Source organism: Salinicoccus sesuvii (assembly GCF_042648145.1).
GTDB lineage: Bacteria > Bacillota > Bacilli > Staphylococcales > Salinicoccaceae > Salinicoccus > Salinicoccus sesuvii.
Genome location: NZ_JBHRWV010000002.1, coordinates 231,380 through 248,715 on the forward strand (window position 1 = coordinate 231,380; position 17,336 = coordinate 248,715).

A 17,336-nucleotide genomic window follows, 5' to 3' on the forward strand; every position below is an offset into this window, starting at 1 on the left:
AAGTGTCTGTATTTTACTATGCAGAAAACCAGGTGGTACCGCGGAAACTCCGTCCTTGTATATAAGGACGGAGTTTTTATTTATATTGAAGGAGTGAGACAATGGATACAGCAGGAATTACGGATGTTAGAAAATCATTCGATGATGATATATCGAAAGTCAGCAACATAGAGGAACTCCAGCAGCTTAAAGTGGCTTTTCTAGGCAAAAAGGGCAAAGTGACCGAGCTAATGAAAGGCATGAAGGCTCTCTCAAAGGAAGAGCGACCTGAATATGGTGCGAAGGTGAATGAGGTACGCACATATATCACAGAAGCAATTGAAAGCAGAAGCGAAATTATGGAAGCCGCCGCGCTTGAAGCAAAATTGCAAGAAGATGCTATTGACGTAACACTGCCAGGTAGAACCTTCAACCTTGGCAGTCCACATCCTTTGAGTCGCACTGTCGAAGATATCGAAGACTTTTTCTTAGGACTTGGTTACGAGATTGTAGAAGGATATGAGGTCGAAACGGACTACTATAACTTTGAAGCACTCAATCTGCCGAAGTCTCACCCGGCCCGCGACATGCAGGATACTTTCTACATCTCAGAGGAAACACTGATGAGAACTCATACATCACCTGTACAGGCCCGAACTATGGAGTCGAAGAAAGGGCAAGGACCAGTAAAAATAATTTGCCCGGGTAAAGTTTACAGAAGAGACAGCGATGATGCGACACACAGCCACCAATTCACCCAAATCGAAGGGCTTGTAGTCGATAAGCACATCCGTATGAGCGACCTTAAAGGGACACTTGAGCTTTTCGCGAGAGAGATCTTCGGGGCAGAGCGGGAAATTCGTCTGCGTCCAAGCTACTTCCCGTTCACAGAACCAAGTGTCGAAGTAGATATATCATGCTTCAAATGTAAAGGTGCAGGGTGTAATGTATGCAAAGGTACCGGCTGGATAGAAATACTTGGTGCGGGTATGGTGCATCCAAATGTATTGGAAATGGCTGGTTTCGATCCAGAAGTCTACTCAGGATTCGCTTTTGGCATGGGACCTGATAGGATTGCGATGCTGAAATACGGTATCGAGGACATTAGACACTTCTATACGAACGACGTAAGATTCATCAATCAATTCAAAGCAACAGAAGATGGTGGTGCGACTAATGAAAGTATCTAGAGAATGGCTCAATGAATGGATTCCAAATGAAGTGCCGGTGGGTACGTTGGCAGAAAAAATTACACGTGGTGGCATTGAGGTCGATGAAATCATCGATTACGCCTCCGAAGTGAAAAATCTTGTGGTCGGCTACGTGAAGACGGTATCGCAGCATCCAGAAGCGGATCGCTTGAGAATATGCCAGGTAGATACAGGTGACGAAACACATCAGATCATCTGTGGGGCACCGAATGTCGAAGCTGGTGCCTACGTAGTTGTCTGCAAAGTTGGTGGTAGACTGCCGGGCGGTATCAAGATTAAACGCGCCAAGCTGCGTGGTGAAGTATCAGAAGGCATGATCTGTTCACTCGAAGAGCTTGGAATCAAAGAAGATCATGTCCCGACTGAATATCAGAACGGCATCTTCATTTTCCAAGAGGCGCGGAAACCTGGTGAAGATGCACTGAGTGCATTACTACTAGACGACCAAGTAATGGAATTTGATCTCACGCCAAACCGCAAGGATGCACTCAGCATGGCGGGTGCAGCATATGAGGCCCGCGCACTTTTCGGTGGAGAAGTTAAAGTGCCAACCCATGAAGTGACTGAAGGATCCGAAACAACTTCTCTTGAAGTAAGGAATGCGGACGTTGACGCTGTGCCGTACTATGGTGCACGTGTTGTAGAAAATGTAAAAATAGCCCCTGCACCAACATGGATGCAGATGCGGCTAATCAAAGCGGGCATTCGTCCGATCAACAATGTTGTTGATATATCCAACTATGTACTGCTTGAATTTGGCCAACCGCTCCATATGTTCGACCGCGATCAGATCGGCTCGGATGAAATTGTTACACGTTACGCGCATGATGCGGAGAAGATGACGACACTGGATGGCAAGGAGAGAACCCTTCAGAGTGAAGATATCGTAATCACTAACGGCAAGGAACCGATTGCGCTGGCAGGTGTAATGGGTGGCGAATTTTCCGAGGTAACGGACCAGACGACAAATGTCGTCATAGAGTCTGCGGTCTTTAATCCAGTCTCTATCCGTAAGACAAGCGGCCGGTTAAACTTGAGAAGTGAGGCCTCGGCGAGATTTGAAAAAGGTGTCTCACATGAATTCGTCGTGCAGGCACTGGATCGTGCTGCATTGTTGCTGGAACAGTATGCTGGCGGCACTGTTGCGTCGTCAATCATATCTGACGGGACACTTAGTGTCGAAGATACGGAAATCAGCATAACGGAGGCATTCATCAATGCCCACCTTGGCATGACACTGACGACGGAGGAAATTCAAGATACACTCTTTAAACTTGGGCTTGAAGTGGAAGTTTCTGATGAGACACTCCTCGTCTCCATTCCATCGCGCCGCGATGATTTGAAAATTAAACAAGACATCACCGAAGAAGTGGCAAGAATATATGGATATGACGCACTTCCTTCATCTATGCCTGCAGCAAGCACAACTTCAGGCAAACTGACGGACGAACAGAAGAAGACGCGCATCGTTCGCCACCAGCTCGAATCTCTCGGTCTTTCCCAGACAATCAACTATGCTCTGACCAGCCGCGTGCAAGCGGAGCAGTTCAACGAGCTGGAAGGCACTGTCGAACTGTTGATGCCGATGAGTGAAGATCATGCAGTGCTCAGAAAAAGCATGATCCCACACCTGATCGACAACGTCGTCTATAACAAAAACCGTCAGCAGAAGGATATCCAATTCTATGAAATCGGCAGGATATTCAAGTCTAACGGACACGGTGCACTGCCTGAGGAGCGGGAAATGCTTGCTGGTATTCTTACTGGTGAGATGAACCGTACCGATTGGCTCGGAACGAAAGTACCGGCAGATTTCTTTGCAGCTAAAGGCGTCGTTGAAAGCGTACTTGAAAAGCTCGGCCTTACGGGTAACGTGCGCTACGAACGATCTGCGAGATTTGATGCACTGCATCCTGGCAGATCTGCAGATGTTCTGCTCAACAATGAACGCATCGGGTTCATCGGGGAATTGCATCCTAAGTTCGCCCAACAAAATGACCTTGATAGAACAGCAGTGTTCGAAGTCGATCTGAATCGACTGCTGTCGGTCAAGCAGGGGAACATCATCTATGACCAGCTCTCGAAATACCCTTCTATCACACGAGATATTGCGCTTGTGGTTGATGACACGATGGCCGCCGATACACTGGTACGCACAGTTGAGGCAGCAGCTAAAAAGTACCTAGTTGATGTATTTGTCTTTGATGTCTACGAGGGCGATAACATGGAAGCAGGGAAGAAATCCATCGGGCTTAGACTCACTTACTTGAACAAGGAAGATACACTAACGGATGAAGAAATAGAAAAGCAGCATACACCAGTCTTGGAAGCGCTGGAGTCAAATGGTGCACAAATCAGATAAAAAAAGGCGATCACAATGTGATCGCCTTTTTTTATCTATTTTGCAAAAACAACATCCCAGCCATCTTTTTTGTCAAGCATGCCTTTAGCAATTTCCTTGGCACCTTCGAGACTGTGACTCGCTGCCCAGCCGCACTGGACTTCATTACAGGCAGGCACTTCGGAGGCCTCAAGCACATCATTCAGTGTACGCTCGATGACGGCACTGATATGGTCGAAGTTATCGTCGTTTAGAACTGAAAGATAAAATCCTGTCTGACAACCCATCGGACTCAAGTCCACGACCTTTTCATGATGGTTTCTGATATTTTCAGCCATTAGGTGTTCGAGAGAGTGCAGACCCGGCATTTCCATGTGTTCTTTGTTTGGTTGGCAGAAGCGGATATCGTATTTGTAGATGACATCTCCGTGCTCACCTTCACTTTTTCCGGCAAGGCGTATATAGGGAGCGTCTACTTTCGTGTGATCCAGGTTAAAACTTTCAACATTCATTTTTGGCATATCTATTCTCCTTTTAATCAATGATTAATGTAATAATAAATGAAAATCATTGGCATCTCAATGATGGTTTCATTTATTGCGCTTTTTCTGCTCAAGTAAATCCAGAACCTTCTGCCTCGATTTGAAATGCTTCTTCGTCAGGTTGTCGACATAATCCATGCCATGTTTGCTGGCAAGTTGGGCCGCGAACTGATCCGTCTTCTGGCTGGCACCTCTCGGCACATCCTTTTTCAAGTGCTGGTTCAGGTTGTCCATCTGTTCTAGATACTTGCTACGGGCGAGTATACTGGCGCACGCCACTGCTATAGATTTCGACTCAGCTTTCGTCTCCTGGTGAATGAGATTGAGCTGGAAAGGTTCCGGCACATATTTTTTATAGGCATTCTCCGTCGTGAACTGGTCGATGACGATCGCTTCGAGCGCATCCTGTGCACTAGACTCAAGCTTACCGTGAACATTTCTGATGCAGTGGTCATGCAGTACAGCTTTCAATTTGACGATGTTCCAGCCTTCATCGATCTTTTTGTTGTAAGAGGGGTTGTCCAGTATAACAAGGGAGTAGTGGACGATGTGGATAATATCAGCGGCGAGCTTGTGGACTGTGCCATTCGACAAGTTCTTAGAATCCTTTACACCGAGTTCGCGCAACAAAGCGACTTTTTCTTTTGGTACGTGTACAGCACATACCGTCATCGGTCCGAAATAGTCACCAACACCGGCCTCATCGCTACCAATTGTATTCAACATATCATAGTTCATAATTATTCTGTCCTTTGTGTTTTTTCGCGTGCATATACTTGTGTAACCTGTAGTGGATAAGTATAATAAATTAATGATAACATATAAGAGCTGAAACTTTGGATAGGGAGGCAATGTCAGATGGCAGAATATAAAAACCGCATTGCTGTCGTAATAAATGACCAGCAGTATACACTGGTCGGAGAAGACAACCCTGAACATATACGGTATGTTGCAGGACTGGTAGATAATAAAATTAGAGAAATCGGTATGAAGAATGCAGGACTTGATACCACCAGGAAGGCAGTGCTTACAGCGGTAAACGTCATGGATGAATACGTAAAACTGACTGAGAAGCACGAGGCGCTGCTGGAAGAAATGGAACAACAAGGAAAGTGATATCATGACACTGCTCATATTGATTCTGCTCATCATAGGAATGGTCATCGGATACCGCAGGGGTATTATACTGCAACTCCTTCATCTAATCGGTACGATTTCCGCCATCATCATCTCTGCCATGAACTATGAAAGGCTCGCTGAGCGCCTGGACATGATCCTGCCTTATCCGTCGATGTCCCAAACGGTCTCAAGCTCGCTTCTGCCTGAAATAGCAGATGCAGAGTTCGGCTTCTACAGAATGGGTGCATTCTTCATGATATTCGTGGTTGCCAAAATTGTGATACAGCTCATCGTTAGTGCTTTTGACTACCTTCAGCAAGTCAATGCATTCGGACGTACGGGCGACGTAATCGGAACAGTACTCGGCTTGATTGAAATGGTCTACTTGTTGGTAGTCATCCTCGTCATGGCAAGTCTGGTCCCACTCGATTTTTTACAGGAAACAATAGGGAACTCAGGGCTTGCACGATTCCTGATGGACAATACTTTCATTATTTCCGACAAGTTCATAGAATGGTTACAGACTGAGTCATAGAAATATGGCTCTTTTTTTGGAGGTCAATATGACAAAAAAAGATATTATCAATCTACTTGAGACAATCGCAACATACATGGAATTATCTCTTGAGAATCCATTCAAGGTTTCGGCATACCGTAAGGCGGCCGCGGCCATTGAAAGAGATCCAAGGGCACTCTCAGAAATCGAAGATTTTTCAGAAATGAAGGGAATCGGCAAAGGTGTCAACGATGTCATTACAGAATATGTGGAAACAGGGCGCTCTTCAATACTTGATGACCTGAAGGAAACGGTCCCTGTGTCACTGGTCCAGATGCTCAAGTTACCGACACTTGGTCCGAAGAAAATTGCGAAGCTGCATAAGGAACTTGGGGTCGTGACACTTGAAGGATTGAAGGCAGAATGCGTTGCGGGTAATGTGAGTGAACTGAGTGGATTTGGTAAGAAGACTGAGGATAATATCAGTAAAGCGATCGATGAACTTCTTACGCGCCCAGAAACATACCCGATCGAGAAGATCCAGACTTTCAGGAAAATCATCGAAGCCTCACTTGATGAAATCACAGGCATCGACAGGTACGACATTGCTGGCAGCGCAAGGCGCTATAAAGAGATGAGTAAAGACCTCGATTTCATTGTGCAGACGACTGATGCCCATAGTGTCGCAGAAGCATTAGTCAATCTACCGTTTGTAAAGGATGTCGTTGCACGCGGGGAGCGTAAGCTGTCCGTAGTGATTGCGCATGACCTAGATCAGATCGGTGTTGATATACGTTTTGTTACAGCTGAAGCCTATCACACGACGCTGCACCATTTTACAGGCTCGAAAGAACATAATGTAAAGATGCGCCAGATTGCGAAATCGAGAGGGGAGAAAGTTAGTGAGTATGGTGTAGAGAAAGAAGGCGAGCTTTTGACATTCGAGTCGGAATCCGATTTCTTTTCTCACTTCGACTTGCCCTATATCGCTCCTACCATGCGTGAAACTGGTGAAGAAACGGATATCGAAGTCTCCGACATCGTTACACTGGATGATATCAGGGGGGATCTCCATATGCATACAGTATATAGTGACGGTGCGCATTCAGTACGCGAAATGGTAGAAGCCTGCATCGATAAAGGATACGACTATATGATTATCACGGACCACTCAAAGAGCCTACGTGTCGCAAACGGACTCGATGAAGATCGACTGTGGCAACAGATTGAGGAAATCAAAAAAATAAGACCGGAATACCCTGGGATAGATATCTATACAGGAACAGAAATGGATATACTAAAAGATGGTAGTCTGGATTTTTCGGAAGATATGCTCAAGGAACTGGACTATGTTATCGCAGCCATCCACTCGAGTTTCCAGCAGACGGAGGACGAGATTATGCACCGGCTTAGATCGGCATGTGAAAATCCATATGTCCGTCATATTGCCCATCCTACAGGCAGATTGATTGGCGGAAGGGCAGGCTATGCGGTAGACTTCGAAAAGTTGATCCAGATGTCCAAAGATACGCGTACTGTAATGGAAGTGAATGCCAATCCAAGACGTCTCGACTTGTCGTCTTCTGTCATAAGGAATTCGGGACTGATGCTGACAGTCAATACCGACGCCCACCATACGCAACATCTTGAGTTCATGGAGTATGGTACGGCAACATTGCAAAAGGGTCTAATCGAAAAGCATCAAGTGATCAATACATTCTCGAGAGAAGACTTCAGAGAGTGGGTCAAAAAAGGGAAATAGAGGGTTGAAAATGAATCAGAGAACAATCAATACATTGGAATTCGATAAGATACTCGCACAACTTTCCGCTTTTGCTGAAAGCGAAAAGACGCGAAAGATGATTGACAGCGATATTGTGTCTACCGATTTAGATGAAATATTGCAGATGATCAATGAAGTCGATGATGCCTCTACCATGCTTCGGTACAAAGCAGTCGAGCTTGGCGGTATCACTGATATTAAGCGACATGCCAGACGTGCGGAAATTGGCAGCATGCTTGGCGTACAGGAACTGAATGAAATCAGATCCGTATTGAACCGAAAGCATATGTTGCAAGGGGTCTTCAACGACTTCGAAGATGATGAAATCGTACTCGACAATCTGCCAATCTATATCAATGGTCTGCCGGATATCCATTTTCTATATAGAAGGATCACGGAAACTGTCGACGATAGCCAAGTACTCGACCATGCATCGGAAGCGCTGCTAAGAATCAGAAGGAAGATCCGTTCTGAAGAGGGCAAGATACGGGATCGATTGAACGAAATTATTCGTGGGTCGAACCAGAAGAAGTTGTCAGACAGCATTATCACAATGCGCAACAATCGCTATGTTGTCCCTGTCAAAGTGGAGCACCAAGGGGAGTTCAGTGGTATTGTGCACGATATATCTTCAAGTGGACAAACGGTCTACATGGAACCAATGGCAGTCGTTCAAATGACCAACCAGATACAAAGACTGCGGGATGAGGAACAGACTGAAGTAGAACGCATCCTCTACCAGCTTTCAGCAGAAGTGGCGGAAGTCGGTGCTGAGCTGTCGATGACGGATGATGCTTTGCACCATTTGGATATGGTCTTCTCAAAAGCCAAATACGGTGCAAAAATCAGTGGATCGAAGCCTGAAATGTCAGCATCCGGGGGAATCCACCTTCCGGCTGCATTCCATCCACTCATACCGGGTGATGAGGTAGTCAAGAACGATATCGCAATGGATGAGGAGACGCGTGCTGTCATCATCACTGGTCCGAACACCGGCGGAAAGACGGTCACCATCAAGACAATCGGCCTCAGCGTACTGATGGCACAGTCCGGAATCCCTGTGCCGGCGCGTGACGGTAGCCGCCTGCGTCTTTTTGAACGGGTCTATAGCGATATTGGGGATGAACAGTCGATTGAACAATCCCTTTCTACCTTCTCAAGCCATATGACAAATATTACAGGTATCTTGGATGAAGTAGATGAAAACAGCTTGGTACTTCTCGATGAGCTAGGGGCCGGCACTGATCCTGAAGAGGGTGCCGCACTTGCCATCAGCATTTTGGAATACTTGCTTGCCAAACGTTCAACCATCGTTGCGACGACCCATTACCCGCAATTGAAATCATTCAGCTACACACGGGAAGATACATTGAATGCGAGTGTTGAGTTCGACGTGGAAACCTTATCTCCAACATATCGCTTGCTCATGGGTATTCCGGGTAAGTCCAATGCATTTGAAATCTCGAACAAGCTCGGGCTGAATCGGGACGTTATTGAACGGGCACGCAACCTTTCTGGTAGGGATAACGAAGATGTCAATGAAATGATCACAGCGCTCGAGCGTCATACAAGGAAAGCACAAGATAATGAAGCGGAAACGCAAAAGCTGTTGAAAGATGCAGAAAAGCTTCACACGAGCCTCGACAGTCAAGTGGCCGATTACGAAGCCTACAAGGAGAAGCTGCGTAAGGAAGCACGGGCGGATGCCAACCGTATCATTAAAGAGGCGGAAGCACGGGCGGATGAGGTTATCCGTACTCTTGAAGATATGAAGAAGCTCGGTGCAGATATCCAAGAACATGAACTCATCGATCAGAAGAAAGCTCTGACAGATAGCTATCACCAAGAAGACATTAGGAAAAAGGAACGGGCCACGAAGAAAGAGAAGATCTCCCAAGGGGACGAAGTGGATGTTCTATCGTACGGTCAAAAGGGCGAAGTGCTGGAAGTAAAGGACGATTCGGTAACGGTTCAAATGGGTATTATAAAGATGAAGGTCGGCATGGATGAAGTAAAAAAGCGCAAGAAAGAGCAGCCGAAACGGACTGTTTCGAGAAGGATCAACAAGACCTCCATCAAAAGAGAACTCGACCTCCGGGGGGAGCGCTACGAGGAGGCGCTCCGCAGACTCGACCAGTATCTCGACCAAGTGATGCTCTCCAATTACAGTGAAGTGGAAATCATACACGGTAAGGGTACCGGTGCCCTTCAAAAGGGCGTCCAACAGTTTTTGAGGACGCATCCTAAAGTGAAATCTTTCAGGGGCGGCATGCCGAGTGAAGGTGGCTTCGGGGTGACAGTCGTCGAAATGAAGTAGGGGGTTCTATGGATAACTTTGATATGTATAAGCTTGCGAAAGTACTGATTGCGGTCGCAATCCTGATGTTTGTAAGCGGCGTGATCTATCTGATGTTTTTCGCATAGGCAGTTAGATTGAGAATACATGCATCTACATGCTATAATTGATGCATAATCAACATAATGGAGGTAATTTCAAATGGCAATTATAGAAGTGAATGATCAAAATTTCAAACAAGAAGTGGAAAGCGGACTTAAATTGGTGGACTTCTGGGCACCATGGTGTGGGCCTTGTAAGATGATCGCTCCTGTACTTGAAGAAGTTGCACAGGATGTTGAAGGTAAAGCTGACATTGCTAAACTGAATGTCGATGATAACCAGGCAACAGCGAGTGAATACGAAGTAATGAGTATTCCTACACTGATCCTCTTCAAAGATGGCGAGCCTGTTGACAAAGTTGTTGGCTTCCAGCCAAAAGAACAGCTTGTTTCACTGATTGAAAAGCACTCATAATTTAAAGATAGCCGCCTTCGGGCGGCTTTTTTATAATATATATGCAGAGGGATTATTATGGAAGAACTTAAACTTAAACTATCGGTGCTACCGACTGAACCGGGCTGCTATCTCATGAAGGACCGGCACGGCATCGTCATCTACGTCGGCAAGGCCAAAAACTTAAGAAACCGTGTCAGATCATATTTTACGGGTGCACACGATGAAAAGACGATGCGGCTCGTAAAAGAGATTGTCGATTTCGATTTCATAGTGACCAATTCCGAGGTCGAATCACTGCTGCTTGAGCTGAATCTGATCAAGAAGCACTACCCAAGATACAACATTTTGTTAAAGGATGATAAAAGCTATCCTTTCATCAAGATTACGAAAGAGAAGCATCCGAAACTGATCGTTACGAGAACGGTCAAACCGTCGACTGGTACATACTTCGGACCTTACCCGAATGCTTACAGTGCCCATGAGACAAAAAAACTGCTCGATCGCATCTATCCGCTCCGCAAATGCAATACGATGCCGGACAAGCTGTGCCTGTACTATCACATCGGCCAGTGTCTTGGCCCATGTGTCTACGATGTGCAACAACAACAGTACAAAGAGATGATCGATGGCATCACTCGGTTCTTGAATGGAGAAACAAAGCAGATCGTCGATGAACTTAAGGATAAGATGGCAGTGGCATCGGAAAACCTAGAGTTTGAAAAGGCTAAGGAATACAGGGACTTGCTCGGTCACATTGAAGCAACGATGAATAAGCAAAAGATGATGACAAAGGACGTCACCGCAAGGGATTGTTTCGGGTTCAGTGTGTCCAAAGGCTGGATGGCTGTTTCCGTGCTACTGATTAGAAATGGTAATCTAATCGAGAAGAAGGCGGACATGTTCCCAATCAATGATGATGTGCAGGAAGAGTTCTTCAGATACATTGCTCAGTTCTATGATCTGAAGTCGAATCTACTGCCTAAAGAAGTGCACATTGCCAATGGACTTGATCAGGAAATCATCGACCAGTACCTGCCCGTTACCGTCCTCCAGCCAAAAAGAGGCCAGAAGCGGGAGATGGTTGACCTAGCGACAAAAAATGCTGAGATCGCAATAGGAAACAAGTTCGAAATGATCGAGAAGGACGAGGCTCGAACCATCGGCGCCATAGAACGCCTTGGGGAAGCGCTCAGCATCGAAACACCAATCCGCATAGAGGCATTCGATAACTCGAATATTCAGGGCGTTGACCCGGTCAGCGTCATGGTGTCCTTTGTAGATGGCAAGCCAAGCAAGAAGGACTACCGGAAGTATAAAATCAGAACTGTTACCCAGCCAGATGACTATGCTTCAATGGCGGAAGCCGTCCGGCGCAGATATGCACGGGTACGGAAAGAGGGATTGCCTCTGCCCGATATGATTATTGTGGATGGCGGGGTTGGCCATATGAATACGGTCAAATCCGTTCTGATGGATGAATTGTCACTCGATATCCCCGTGGCAGGGCTCGCGAAAAACGATAAACACAAGACAGCTGAACTGCTCTATGGCGACCCGCCGGCAATCGTACCACTTAAGAAGAACTCCCAGGAATTCTATCTTTTGCAGCGTATACAGGATGAAGTCCACCGGTTCGCCATCAGTTTCCATAGGAACACACGACGGAAGACATCTGTTACTTCTAAACTCGACAATATAGAAGGTGTGGGACCAAAACGCAAACAGAAGCTGCTGAGCCATTTCGGTTCGATAAAAAGAATGAGTGAGAAGCAAGTTGCTGATTTTACTGAAATAGGTATTCCTGCCCCAATTGCCGAGCGAATACTGGAAGCGCTTAACGCCTGATTTCAGGCGTCTTGAATTTTCTTAATATTTTTCTAGTAACCGTCCAGGTCGCCTTGATTTATGTATACCTTGGGAGTAAAATGGTTCTTGTGTAAACTTATTTCATTGGAGAGTTAGGGGGGAATTCGAGTGTCGAAACAAGATTCAAGCTTTGCGATCAGACGTCTTCATTCTTTGTTGGGAGTTCTGCCACTGGGTGTCTTTCTGATTCAACACCTATTGGTCAACCATACTGCGACACGCAGTGAAGAGGCGTTCAATACAGCTTCGGAATTCATGGGCAGCCTACCTTTTGTACTGTTTCTTGAGGTTTTTGTAATATATATTCCGATTCTGTTTCACGGTATTTATGGAATTTATATTGCATTCACTGCGAAATACAATGTGGGTACATATAGCACATTCAGAAACTGGATGTTTTTATTCCAGAGGGTCAGTGGTGTAATCGCCTTCATATTCATCGCTATACACGTCTATCAGACGAGATTCCAGGTGCTCCTAGGCGCGGAAGTGGACTATGATATGGTTCACCAGATCGTCTCAAATCCGGCGTGGTTAGTATTCTACATTATCGGTGTAGTCGCGACAGTATATCACTTTGCTAACGGACTATGGTCGTTCATGGTGACTTGGGGCTTTACCCAGTCGGATAGATCACAGCGTGTAATGACGTATGTATCTGCTGTCATTTTCGTAGTGGTCAGCTTCATCGGTATACAGGCAATTTTGGCATTTATCTAATAAGGAGTGGACAGAATGGCTAATGATAAAATCATCGTTGTCGGTGGCGGACTTGCCGGACTGATGGCAACGATAAAAGCAGCTGAGGCAGGTGCTGAAGTAGACCTGTTCTCGATTGTGCCGGTAAAACGGTCTCACTCCGTATGTGCGCAAGGTGGAATCAATGGAGCGGTCAACACCAAAGGTGAAGGCGACTCGCCGGCGATCCATTTTGATGACACAGTATACGGCGGAGACTTTTTGGCGAACCAGCCGCCGGTCAAAGCAATGACCGATGCGGCACCAGAAATCATCCACCTGCTCGACCGCATGGGCGTCATGTTTAACCGTACGGCTGAAGGTCTTCTCGACTTCAGAAGGTTTGGTGGTACGTTGCACCACAGAACGGCATTTGCCGGCGCAACGACAGGGCAACAACTTCTATATGCATTGGACGAGCAGGTCAGAAGCTATGAAGTCGATGGTCTTGTAAGAAAGTTCGAAGGTTGGGAATTTCTTGGTGTAGTGCTTGATGACGAAGGACGTGCGCGCGGAATCACCGCTCAGCAGGTGACGAGTGCCGAGATCCAGACATTCAAGTCGGATGCAGTCATTATGGCCACAGGTGGCCCGGGCATTATCTTCGGAAAATCGACGAACTCTATGATCAATACTGGATCTGCAGCATCTGTTGTATATCAGCAGGGTGCAATCTACGCTAATGGCGAATTCATCCAAATTCACCCAACGGCGATTCCAGGTGACGACAAGCTGAGATTAATGAGTGAATCAGCACGTGGAGAAGGCGGTCGCATTTGGACTTACAAGGATGGTAAACCGTGGTACTTCCTTGAAGAGAAGTATCCGGACTACGGAAACCTTGTACCGCGTGACATCGCTACACGGGAGATCTTTGATGTCTGTGTCAATCAGAAGCTCGGTATCAACGGCGAGAACATGGTGTATCTGGACCTTTCTCATAAAGACCCGCACGAGCTTGATGTAAAACTTGGCGGCATCATCGAAATATATGAGAAGTTCACTGGTGATGACCCACGCAAAGTACCGATGAAAATCTTCCCGGCCGTTCACTATTCAATGGGTGGACTATACGTAGACTTTGACCAGATGACTAACATTCCTGGCTTGTTCGCAGCAGGGGAGTGCGATTATTCCCAACACGGTGGTAATAGACTCGGAGCAAACTCGTTGCTTTCAGCCATCTACGGCGGCATGGTCGCTGGGCCGAACGCGATAAAGTACGTCAGAGGGCTCGATTCCAGCTACGACGATCTTGACGATTCCATCTTTGATAAGCATGTCAAGGCTGAACAAGAGAAGTTTGATGGTATAATGAATATGGATGGAGATGAGAACGCTTACGTCATCCACAAGGAGCTTGGCGAATTAATGACGGATAATGTGACTGTTGTCCGCCACAACGACAAGCTACTTGAAGCAGATAAGCGTATTGTCGAACTGATGGACCGCTACAAGCGGATAAACATCAATGATACTAAAAAGTGGAGCAACCAGGCTGCATTCTTTACGCGCCAGTTGTGGAATATGCTTGTGCTTGCACGTGTCATCACGATTGGTGCCTATAACAGGAACGAATCGCGAGGCGCGCACTTCAAACCTGATTTCCCTGAACGGAATGATGAAGAATGGCTCAAAACAACAAAAGCATACTTCGAAGGGCCACTTGAAGCACCCCGTTTCGAATACGAAGATGTCGATACAAGCCTCATCCCGCCTCGTAAAAGAGATTACTCGAAAAAGGCTGAAGGGAGCGCTAAGAAATAAATGAGTGAGAAAATGATCAGATTTAATATAAAGCGTCAGGAAAATACAGATTCAAAACCTTACTGGGAAGAATTTGAAGTGCCTTATCGTGAGAACATGAACGTTATCAGTGCATTGATGGAGATTCAGAGGAATCCAGTGAATACAAAAGGTGAGAGAACGACCCCTGTCACATGGGATATGAACTGTCTCGAGGAAGTCTGTGGCGCCTGCTCCATGGTGATCAACGGTAGCGCGAGACAATCATGTACTGCACTGATTGATCAACTGGAGCAACCAGTAAAGCTCGAACCAATGTCTACTTTCCCGATTGTTAAAGACCTTCAGGTAGATCGTACATTCATGTTCGATAGCCTAAAACGTGTCAAAGCATGGGTGCCGATCGATGGTACGTACGATCTTGGTCCTGGACCAAGAATGCCTGAGAAGAAGCGCCAGACAGCCTACGAGTTGTCAAAATGCATGACGTGTGGTGTTTGTCTTGAAGTATGTCCGAACGTCAACGATAGCTCCAAGTTCATTGGTGCCGCACCAATCAGTCAGGTCAGACTGTTCAATTTGCACCCGACGGGGAGCATGAACAAAAACGAACGCCTTGATGCATTGATGGGTGAAGGCGGCGTTGCGGAATGTGGTATGGCTCAGAACTGTGTCAAAGCATGTCCGAAAGGTATTCCTTTGACGACTTCAATTGCTGCGATGCAAAGAGAAACAAGTTTCCACATGTTCAAGTCCTTCTTCGGAAGCGACCACGAAGTCGAATAAGCTGTAATAGGAAGAGCGCTGCTCTTCCTATTTTTTTATTTTCAATTACGTTATAATAAAAGAAATAATCAAGAAGGACTGGGGACAATGAGCGATAGAGAATCCATAATATCGATAGAAAAATCAATACGATATATATCGGCGCATGTAAAGAGTCATGGCCGGGAAATCCTTAAGGAGTACGAACTGTCTCCATTGCAGTTTGTAGCATTGCAATGGGTGGACGATAAGGTCGGAATCACAATCGGTGAACTATCGAGCAGGCTGGATCTTGCACATTCAACAACGACCGATATCGTCGATAAGCTAGAAAATGGCGGATTTGTAGAAAGACAGAAATATGAGAAGGACAAACGCATTGTACTGGTTCTTATGAAGGATAAAGGTCTTGAAATTATCAAGGCAGTCATTGCGAAGCGTGTGTCATACATATCTGAAATAACGGATCATCTTTCTGCAAAAGAACGTGATATGCTACCTGGCATTCTGGAGTCGATACTGCATGAAAGTGAAAAGAAGAGCGATGAATAATCCAATCGGCGTGATGGACTCAGGTGTTGGCGGACTGACCGTCGCCAAGGAGATTATGAGACAGCTGCCGGACGAATCAATCGTTTATTTCGGAGATCTCGACCGATGTCCCTACGGTAGCCGCTCCATGGCGGAAGTTAGACGTTTTACACTGCAGGTAGCCGATCATCTCGTGAGCCGGGGTATCAAAATGCTAGTTGTGGCTTGTAATACCGCAACCGCAGCGGCACTGCACATTTTAGAGAAACGGTACGATATCCCTGTCATCGGTGTGATTAATCCAGGTGCACGGAGTGCGATACAAAGTAGCGCGAACCAAGATGTCATCGTGTTGGCTACGGAAGGTACTGTCACCTCAGAAGCTTATCCGAAAGCAATCCATCAGATCAATCATCGTTTTAAGATACAGAGTACCGCCTGTCCGAAATTTGTTCCACTTGTTGAAGAACTGAGGTACAAGGATAAGGTGGTCGTGCGCATCGTACTTCATCAAACGTTAAAGCACCTTGCGGATACACGGGCGGATACTGTCATTCTCGGCTGTACACACTATCCTTTGTTGGCTGATGAAATCAGAGATTATTTCTATGGCAGAAAAAAAGTGATTGATTCTGGCTATGAGACAGCACGTGAAGTCAGTGCAATGCTTACATTGTTGAAAGGGCACGCCTCCCCAAGATCAAATCCCGAACATTTGATGATCGTCAATGGCAAAACTGAACGCTTTGAATATATATTGAAAGACTGGATGCCTTTTATAGAATACAGGCTTGAACAAGTGGAGTTGGAGGAGGAACGCTATGGTGAAGATAGTAGTGGCTAGTGGCAACAAAGGGAAAATCAATGATTTTAAGGCAATTTTTCCGAATCATAACATTGTGGGCATTAAGGAAATTCTGCCTGATTTTTCAGTTGAAGAGACAGAAGACACATTTATCGGTAATGCTGTACTGAAGGCTGAAGCGGCTGCAGAGGCATTGGGTATGCCCGTAATCAGTGACGATTCTGGGTTGTCGGTTGATATACTGAATGGCGCACCAGGTGTCTACTCAGCACGATATGCAGGACCAGAAGCGACCGATGAAGAGAATAATCGAAAACTTCTATCAGCACTTGAAGGCCAGGTGGACCGCAAGGCCCATTTCACAAGTGCGATCGCTTTAGCGATTCCGGGCATGGAGACCAGAACATATACAGGTGAGTTGCACGGAGAAGTATTGAAATCGCCGCAAGGGGTGCATGGTTTTGGTTACGACCCTCTGTTCAAAACAGCAGACGGCAGGTTCTTGGGCATGATTAGTACTGAAGAAAAAGGGGAAATAAGTCATAGAAGAAATGCACTCAATCGTCTGATGGAGGATAAGCAGGTCTTTAATTTACTCATACGATTCAATGAGGGGTGAC

The 17,336-nt window shown here is 46.1% G+C and carries 16 protein-coding genes; 14 read left to right on the forward strand and 2 right to left on the reverse strand.

Annotation, left to right across the window (positions count from 1 at the left end):
• Nucleotides 1-101: 101 nt before the first annotated feature.
• A complete protein-coding gene (pheS, locus tag ACFOJ8_RS03875; RefSeq protein ID WP_380653551.1) occupies nt 102-1,169 on the forward strand; it encodes a phenylalanine--tRNA ligase subunit alpha in 1,068 nt (355 codons plus the stop codon).
• On the forward strand, nt 1,156-3,552 hold the full coding sequence (gene pheT, locus ACFOJ8_RS03880) for a phenylalanine--tRNA ligase subunit beta (protein ID WP_380653554.1): 2,397 nt from the start codon (nt 1,156-1,158) through the stop codon (nt 3,550-3,552). The genes pheS and pheT overlap by 14 nt, the downstream gene beginning before the upstream one ends.
• A 35-nt stretch (nt 3,553-3,587) precedes the next feature.
• Here the strand turns inward: pheT and ACFOJ8_RS03885 are convergent, their stop codons facing one another.
• The gene (locus ACFOJ8_RS03885) at nt 3,588-4,052 is read right to left on the reverse strand and encodes an S-ribosylhomocysteine lyase (RefSeq protein WP_380653556.1); all 465 of its coding nucleotides are present in this window, start codon (nt 4,050-4,052) and stop codon (nt 3,588-3,590) included.
• A gap of 69 nt (nt 4,053-4,121) precedes the next feature.
• A complete protein-coding gene (rnhC, locus tag ACFOJ8_RS03890; protein WP_380653559.1) occupies nt 4,122-4,811 on the reverse strand; it encodes a ribonuclease HIII in 690 nt (229 codons plus the stop codon).
• Between the two features lie 120 nt (nt 4,812-4,931).
• Here rnhC and zapA point away from each other — a divergent pair, with 120 nt between their 5' ends.
• The 12 genes from zapA (at nt 4,932) to rdgB (ending at nt 17,335) form a co-directional block, all read left to right on the forward strand.
• Entirely contained in the window at nt 4,932-5,189 is a 258-nt protein-coding gene (zapA, locus tag ACFOJ8_RS03895; RefSeq protein WP_380653562.1) for a cell division protein ZapA, read from the forward strand.
• 4 nt (nt 5,190-5,193) lie between these two features.
• Nucleotides 5,194-5,727: a CvpA family protein gene (locus ACFOJ8_RS03900; protein ID WP_380653565.1), complete on the forward strand. Its 534-nt coding sequence runs from the start codon at nt 5,194-5,196 to the stop codon at nt 5,725-5,727.
• A gap of 28 nt (nt 5,728-5,755) precedes the next feature.
• Nucleotides 5,756-7,450, forward strand: coding sequence for a DNA polymerase/3'-5' exonuclease PolX (gene polX / locus ACFOJ8_RS03905; protein WP_380653568.1), 1,695 nt, complete (start codon nt 5,756-5,758; stop codon nt 7,448-7,450).
• A 10-nt stretch (nt 7,451-7,460) separates the two neighbouring features.
• A complete protein-coding gene (locus ACFOJ8_RS03910) occupies nt 7,461-9,788 on the forward strand; it encodes an endonuclease MutS2 (protein ID WP_380653571.1) in 2,328 nt (775 codons plus the stop codon).
• A gap of 180 nt (nt 9,789-9,968) precedes the next feature.
• Nucleotides 9,969-10,283: a thioredoxin gene (trxA, locus tag ACFOJ8_RS03915; RefSeq protein WP_160652856.1), complete on the forward strand. Its 315-nt coding sequence runs from the start codon at nt 9,969-9,971 to the stop codon at nt 10,281-10,283.
• Nucleotides 10,284-10,340: 57 nt separating this feature from the next.
• A complete protein-coding gene (gene uvrC, locus ACFOJ8_RS03920) occupies nt 10,341-12,110 on the forward strand; it encodes an excinuclease ABC subunit UvrC (RefSeq protein ID WP_380653573.1) in 1,770 nt (589 codons plus the stop codon).
• Between the two features lie 129 nt (nt 12,111-12,239).
• Nucleotides 12,240-12,851, forward strand: a complete 612-nt coding sequence (locus ACFOJ8_RS03925; protein ID WP_380653576.1) for a succinate dehydrogenase cytochrome b558 subunit — start codon at nt 12,240-12,242, stop codon at nt 12,849-12,851.
• Nucleotides 12,852-12,866: 15 nt separating this feature from the next.
• Nucleotides 12,867-14,636: a succinate dehydrogenase flavoprotein subunit gene (gene sdhA, locus ACFOJ8_RS03930; protein ID WP_380653579.1), complete on the forward strand. Its 1,770-nt coding sequence runs from the start codon at nt 12,867-12,869 to the stop codon at nt 14,634-14,636.
• Entirely contained in the window at nt 14,637-15,401 is a 765-nt protein-coding gene (gene sdhB / locus ACFOJ8_RS03935) for a succinate dehydrogenase iron-sulfur subunit (protein ID WP_380653582.1), read from the forward strand.
• Between the two features lie 87 nt (nt 15,402-15,488).
• The gene (locus tag ACFOJ8_RS03940; RefSeq protein WP_380653584.1) at nt 15,489-15,932 is read left to right on the forward strand and encodes a MarR family winged helix-turn-helix transcriptional regulator; all 444 of its coding nucleotides are present in this window, start codon (nt 15,489-15,491) and stop codon (nt 15,930-15,932) included.
• A complete protein-coding gene (gene racE / locus ACFOJ8_RS03945) occupies nt 15,925-16,755 on the forward strand; it encodes a glutamate racemase (protein WP_380657022.1) in 831 nt (276 codons plus the stop codon). The genes ACFOJ8_RS03940 and racE overlap by 8 nt, the downstream gene beginning before the upstream one ends.
• Nucleotides 16,733-17,335, forward strand: coding sequence for an RdgB/HAM1 family non-canonical purine NTP pyrophosphatase (gene rdgB, locus ACFOJ8_RS03950; protein WP_380653587.1), 603 nt, complete (start codon nt 16,733-16,735; stop codon nt 17,333-17,335). The genes racE and rdgB overlap by 23 nt, the downstream gene beginning before the upstream one ends.
• Nucleotide 17,336: the final 1 nt, after the last annotated feature.

Bases quoted from the DNA above. Each gene is read 5' to 3' on its own strand.
- pheS (WP_380653551.1), top strand. From the start codon at position 102: ATGGATACAGCAGGAATTACGGATGTTAGAAAATCATTCGATGATGAT.
- pheT (WP_380653554.1), top strand. From the start codon at position 1,156: ATGAAAGTATCTAGAGAATGGCTCAATGAATGGATTCCAAATGAAGTG.
- ACFOJ8_RS03885 (WP_380653556.1), bottom strand. From the start codon at position 4,052: ATGCCAAAAATGAATGTTGAAAGTTTTAACCTGGATCACACGAAAGTA.
- rnhC (WP_380653559.1), bottom strand. From the start codon at position 4,811: ATGAACTATGATATGTTGAATACAATTGGTAGCGATGAGGCCGGTGTT.
- zapA (WP_380653562.1), top strand. From the start codon at position 4,932: ATGGCAGAATATAAAAACCGCATTGCTGTCGTAATAAATGACCAGCAG.
- ACFOJ8_RS03900 (WP_380653565.1), top strand. From the start codon at position 5,194: ATGACACTGCTCATATTGATTCTGCTCATCATAGGAATGGTCATCGGA.
- polX (WP_380653568.1), top strand. From the start codon at position 5,756: ATGACAAAAAAAGATATTATCAATCTACTTGAGACAATCGCAACATAC.
- ACFOJ8_RS03910 (WP_380653571.1), top strand. From the start codon at position 7,461: ATGAATCAGAGAACAATCAATACATTGGAATTCGATAAGATACTCGCA.
- trxA (WP_160652856.1), top strand. From the start codon at position 9,969: ATGGCAATTATAGAAGTGAATGATCAAAATTTCAAACAAGAAGTGGAA.
- uvrC (WP_380653573.1), top strand. From the start codon at position 10,341: ATGGAAGAACTTAAACTTAAACTATCGGTGCTACCGACTGAACCGGGC.
- sdhA (WP_380653579.1), top strand. From the start codon at position 12,867: ATGGCTAATGATAAAATCATCGTTGTCGGTGGCGGACTTGCCGGACTG.
- sdhB (WP_380653582.1), top strand. From the start codon at position 14,637: ATGAGTGAGAAAATGATCAGATTTAATATAAAGCGTCAGGAAAATACA.
- ACFOJ8_RS03940 (WP_380653584.1), top strand. From the start codon at position 15,489: ATGAGCGATAGAGAATCCATAATATCGATAGAAAAATCAATACGATAT.
- racE (WP_380657022.1), top strand. From the start codon at position 15,925: ATGAATAATCCAATCGGCGTGATGGACTCAGGTGTTGGCGGACTGACC.
- rdgB (WP_380653587.1), top strand. From the start codon at position 16,733: ATGGTGAAGATAGTAGTGGCTAGTGGCAACAAAGGGAAAATCAATGAT.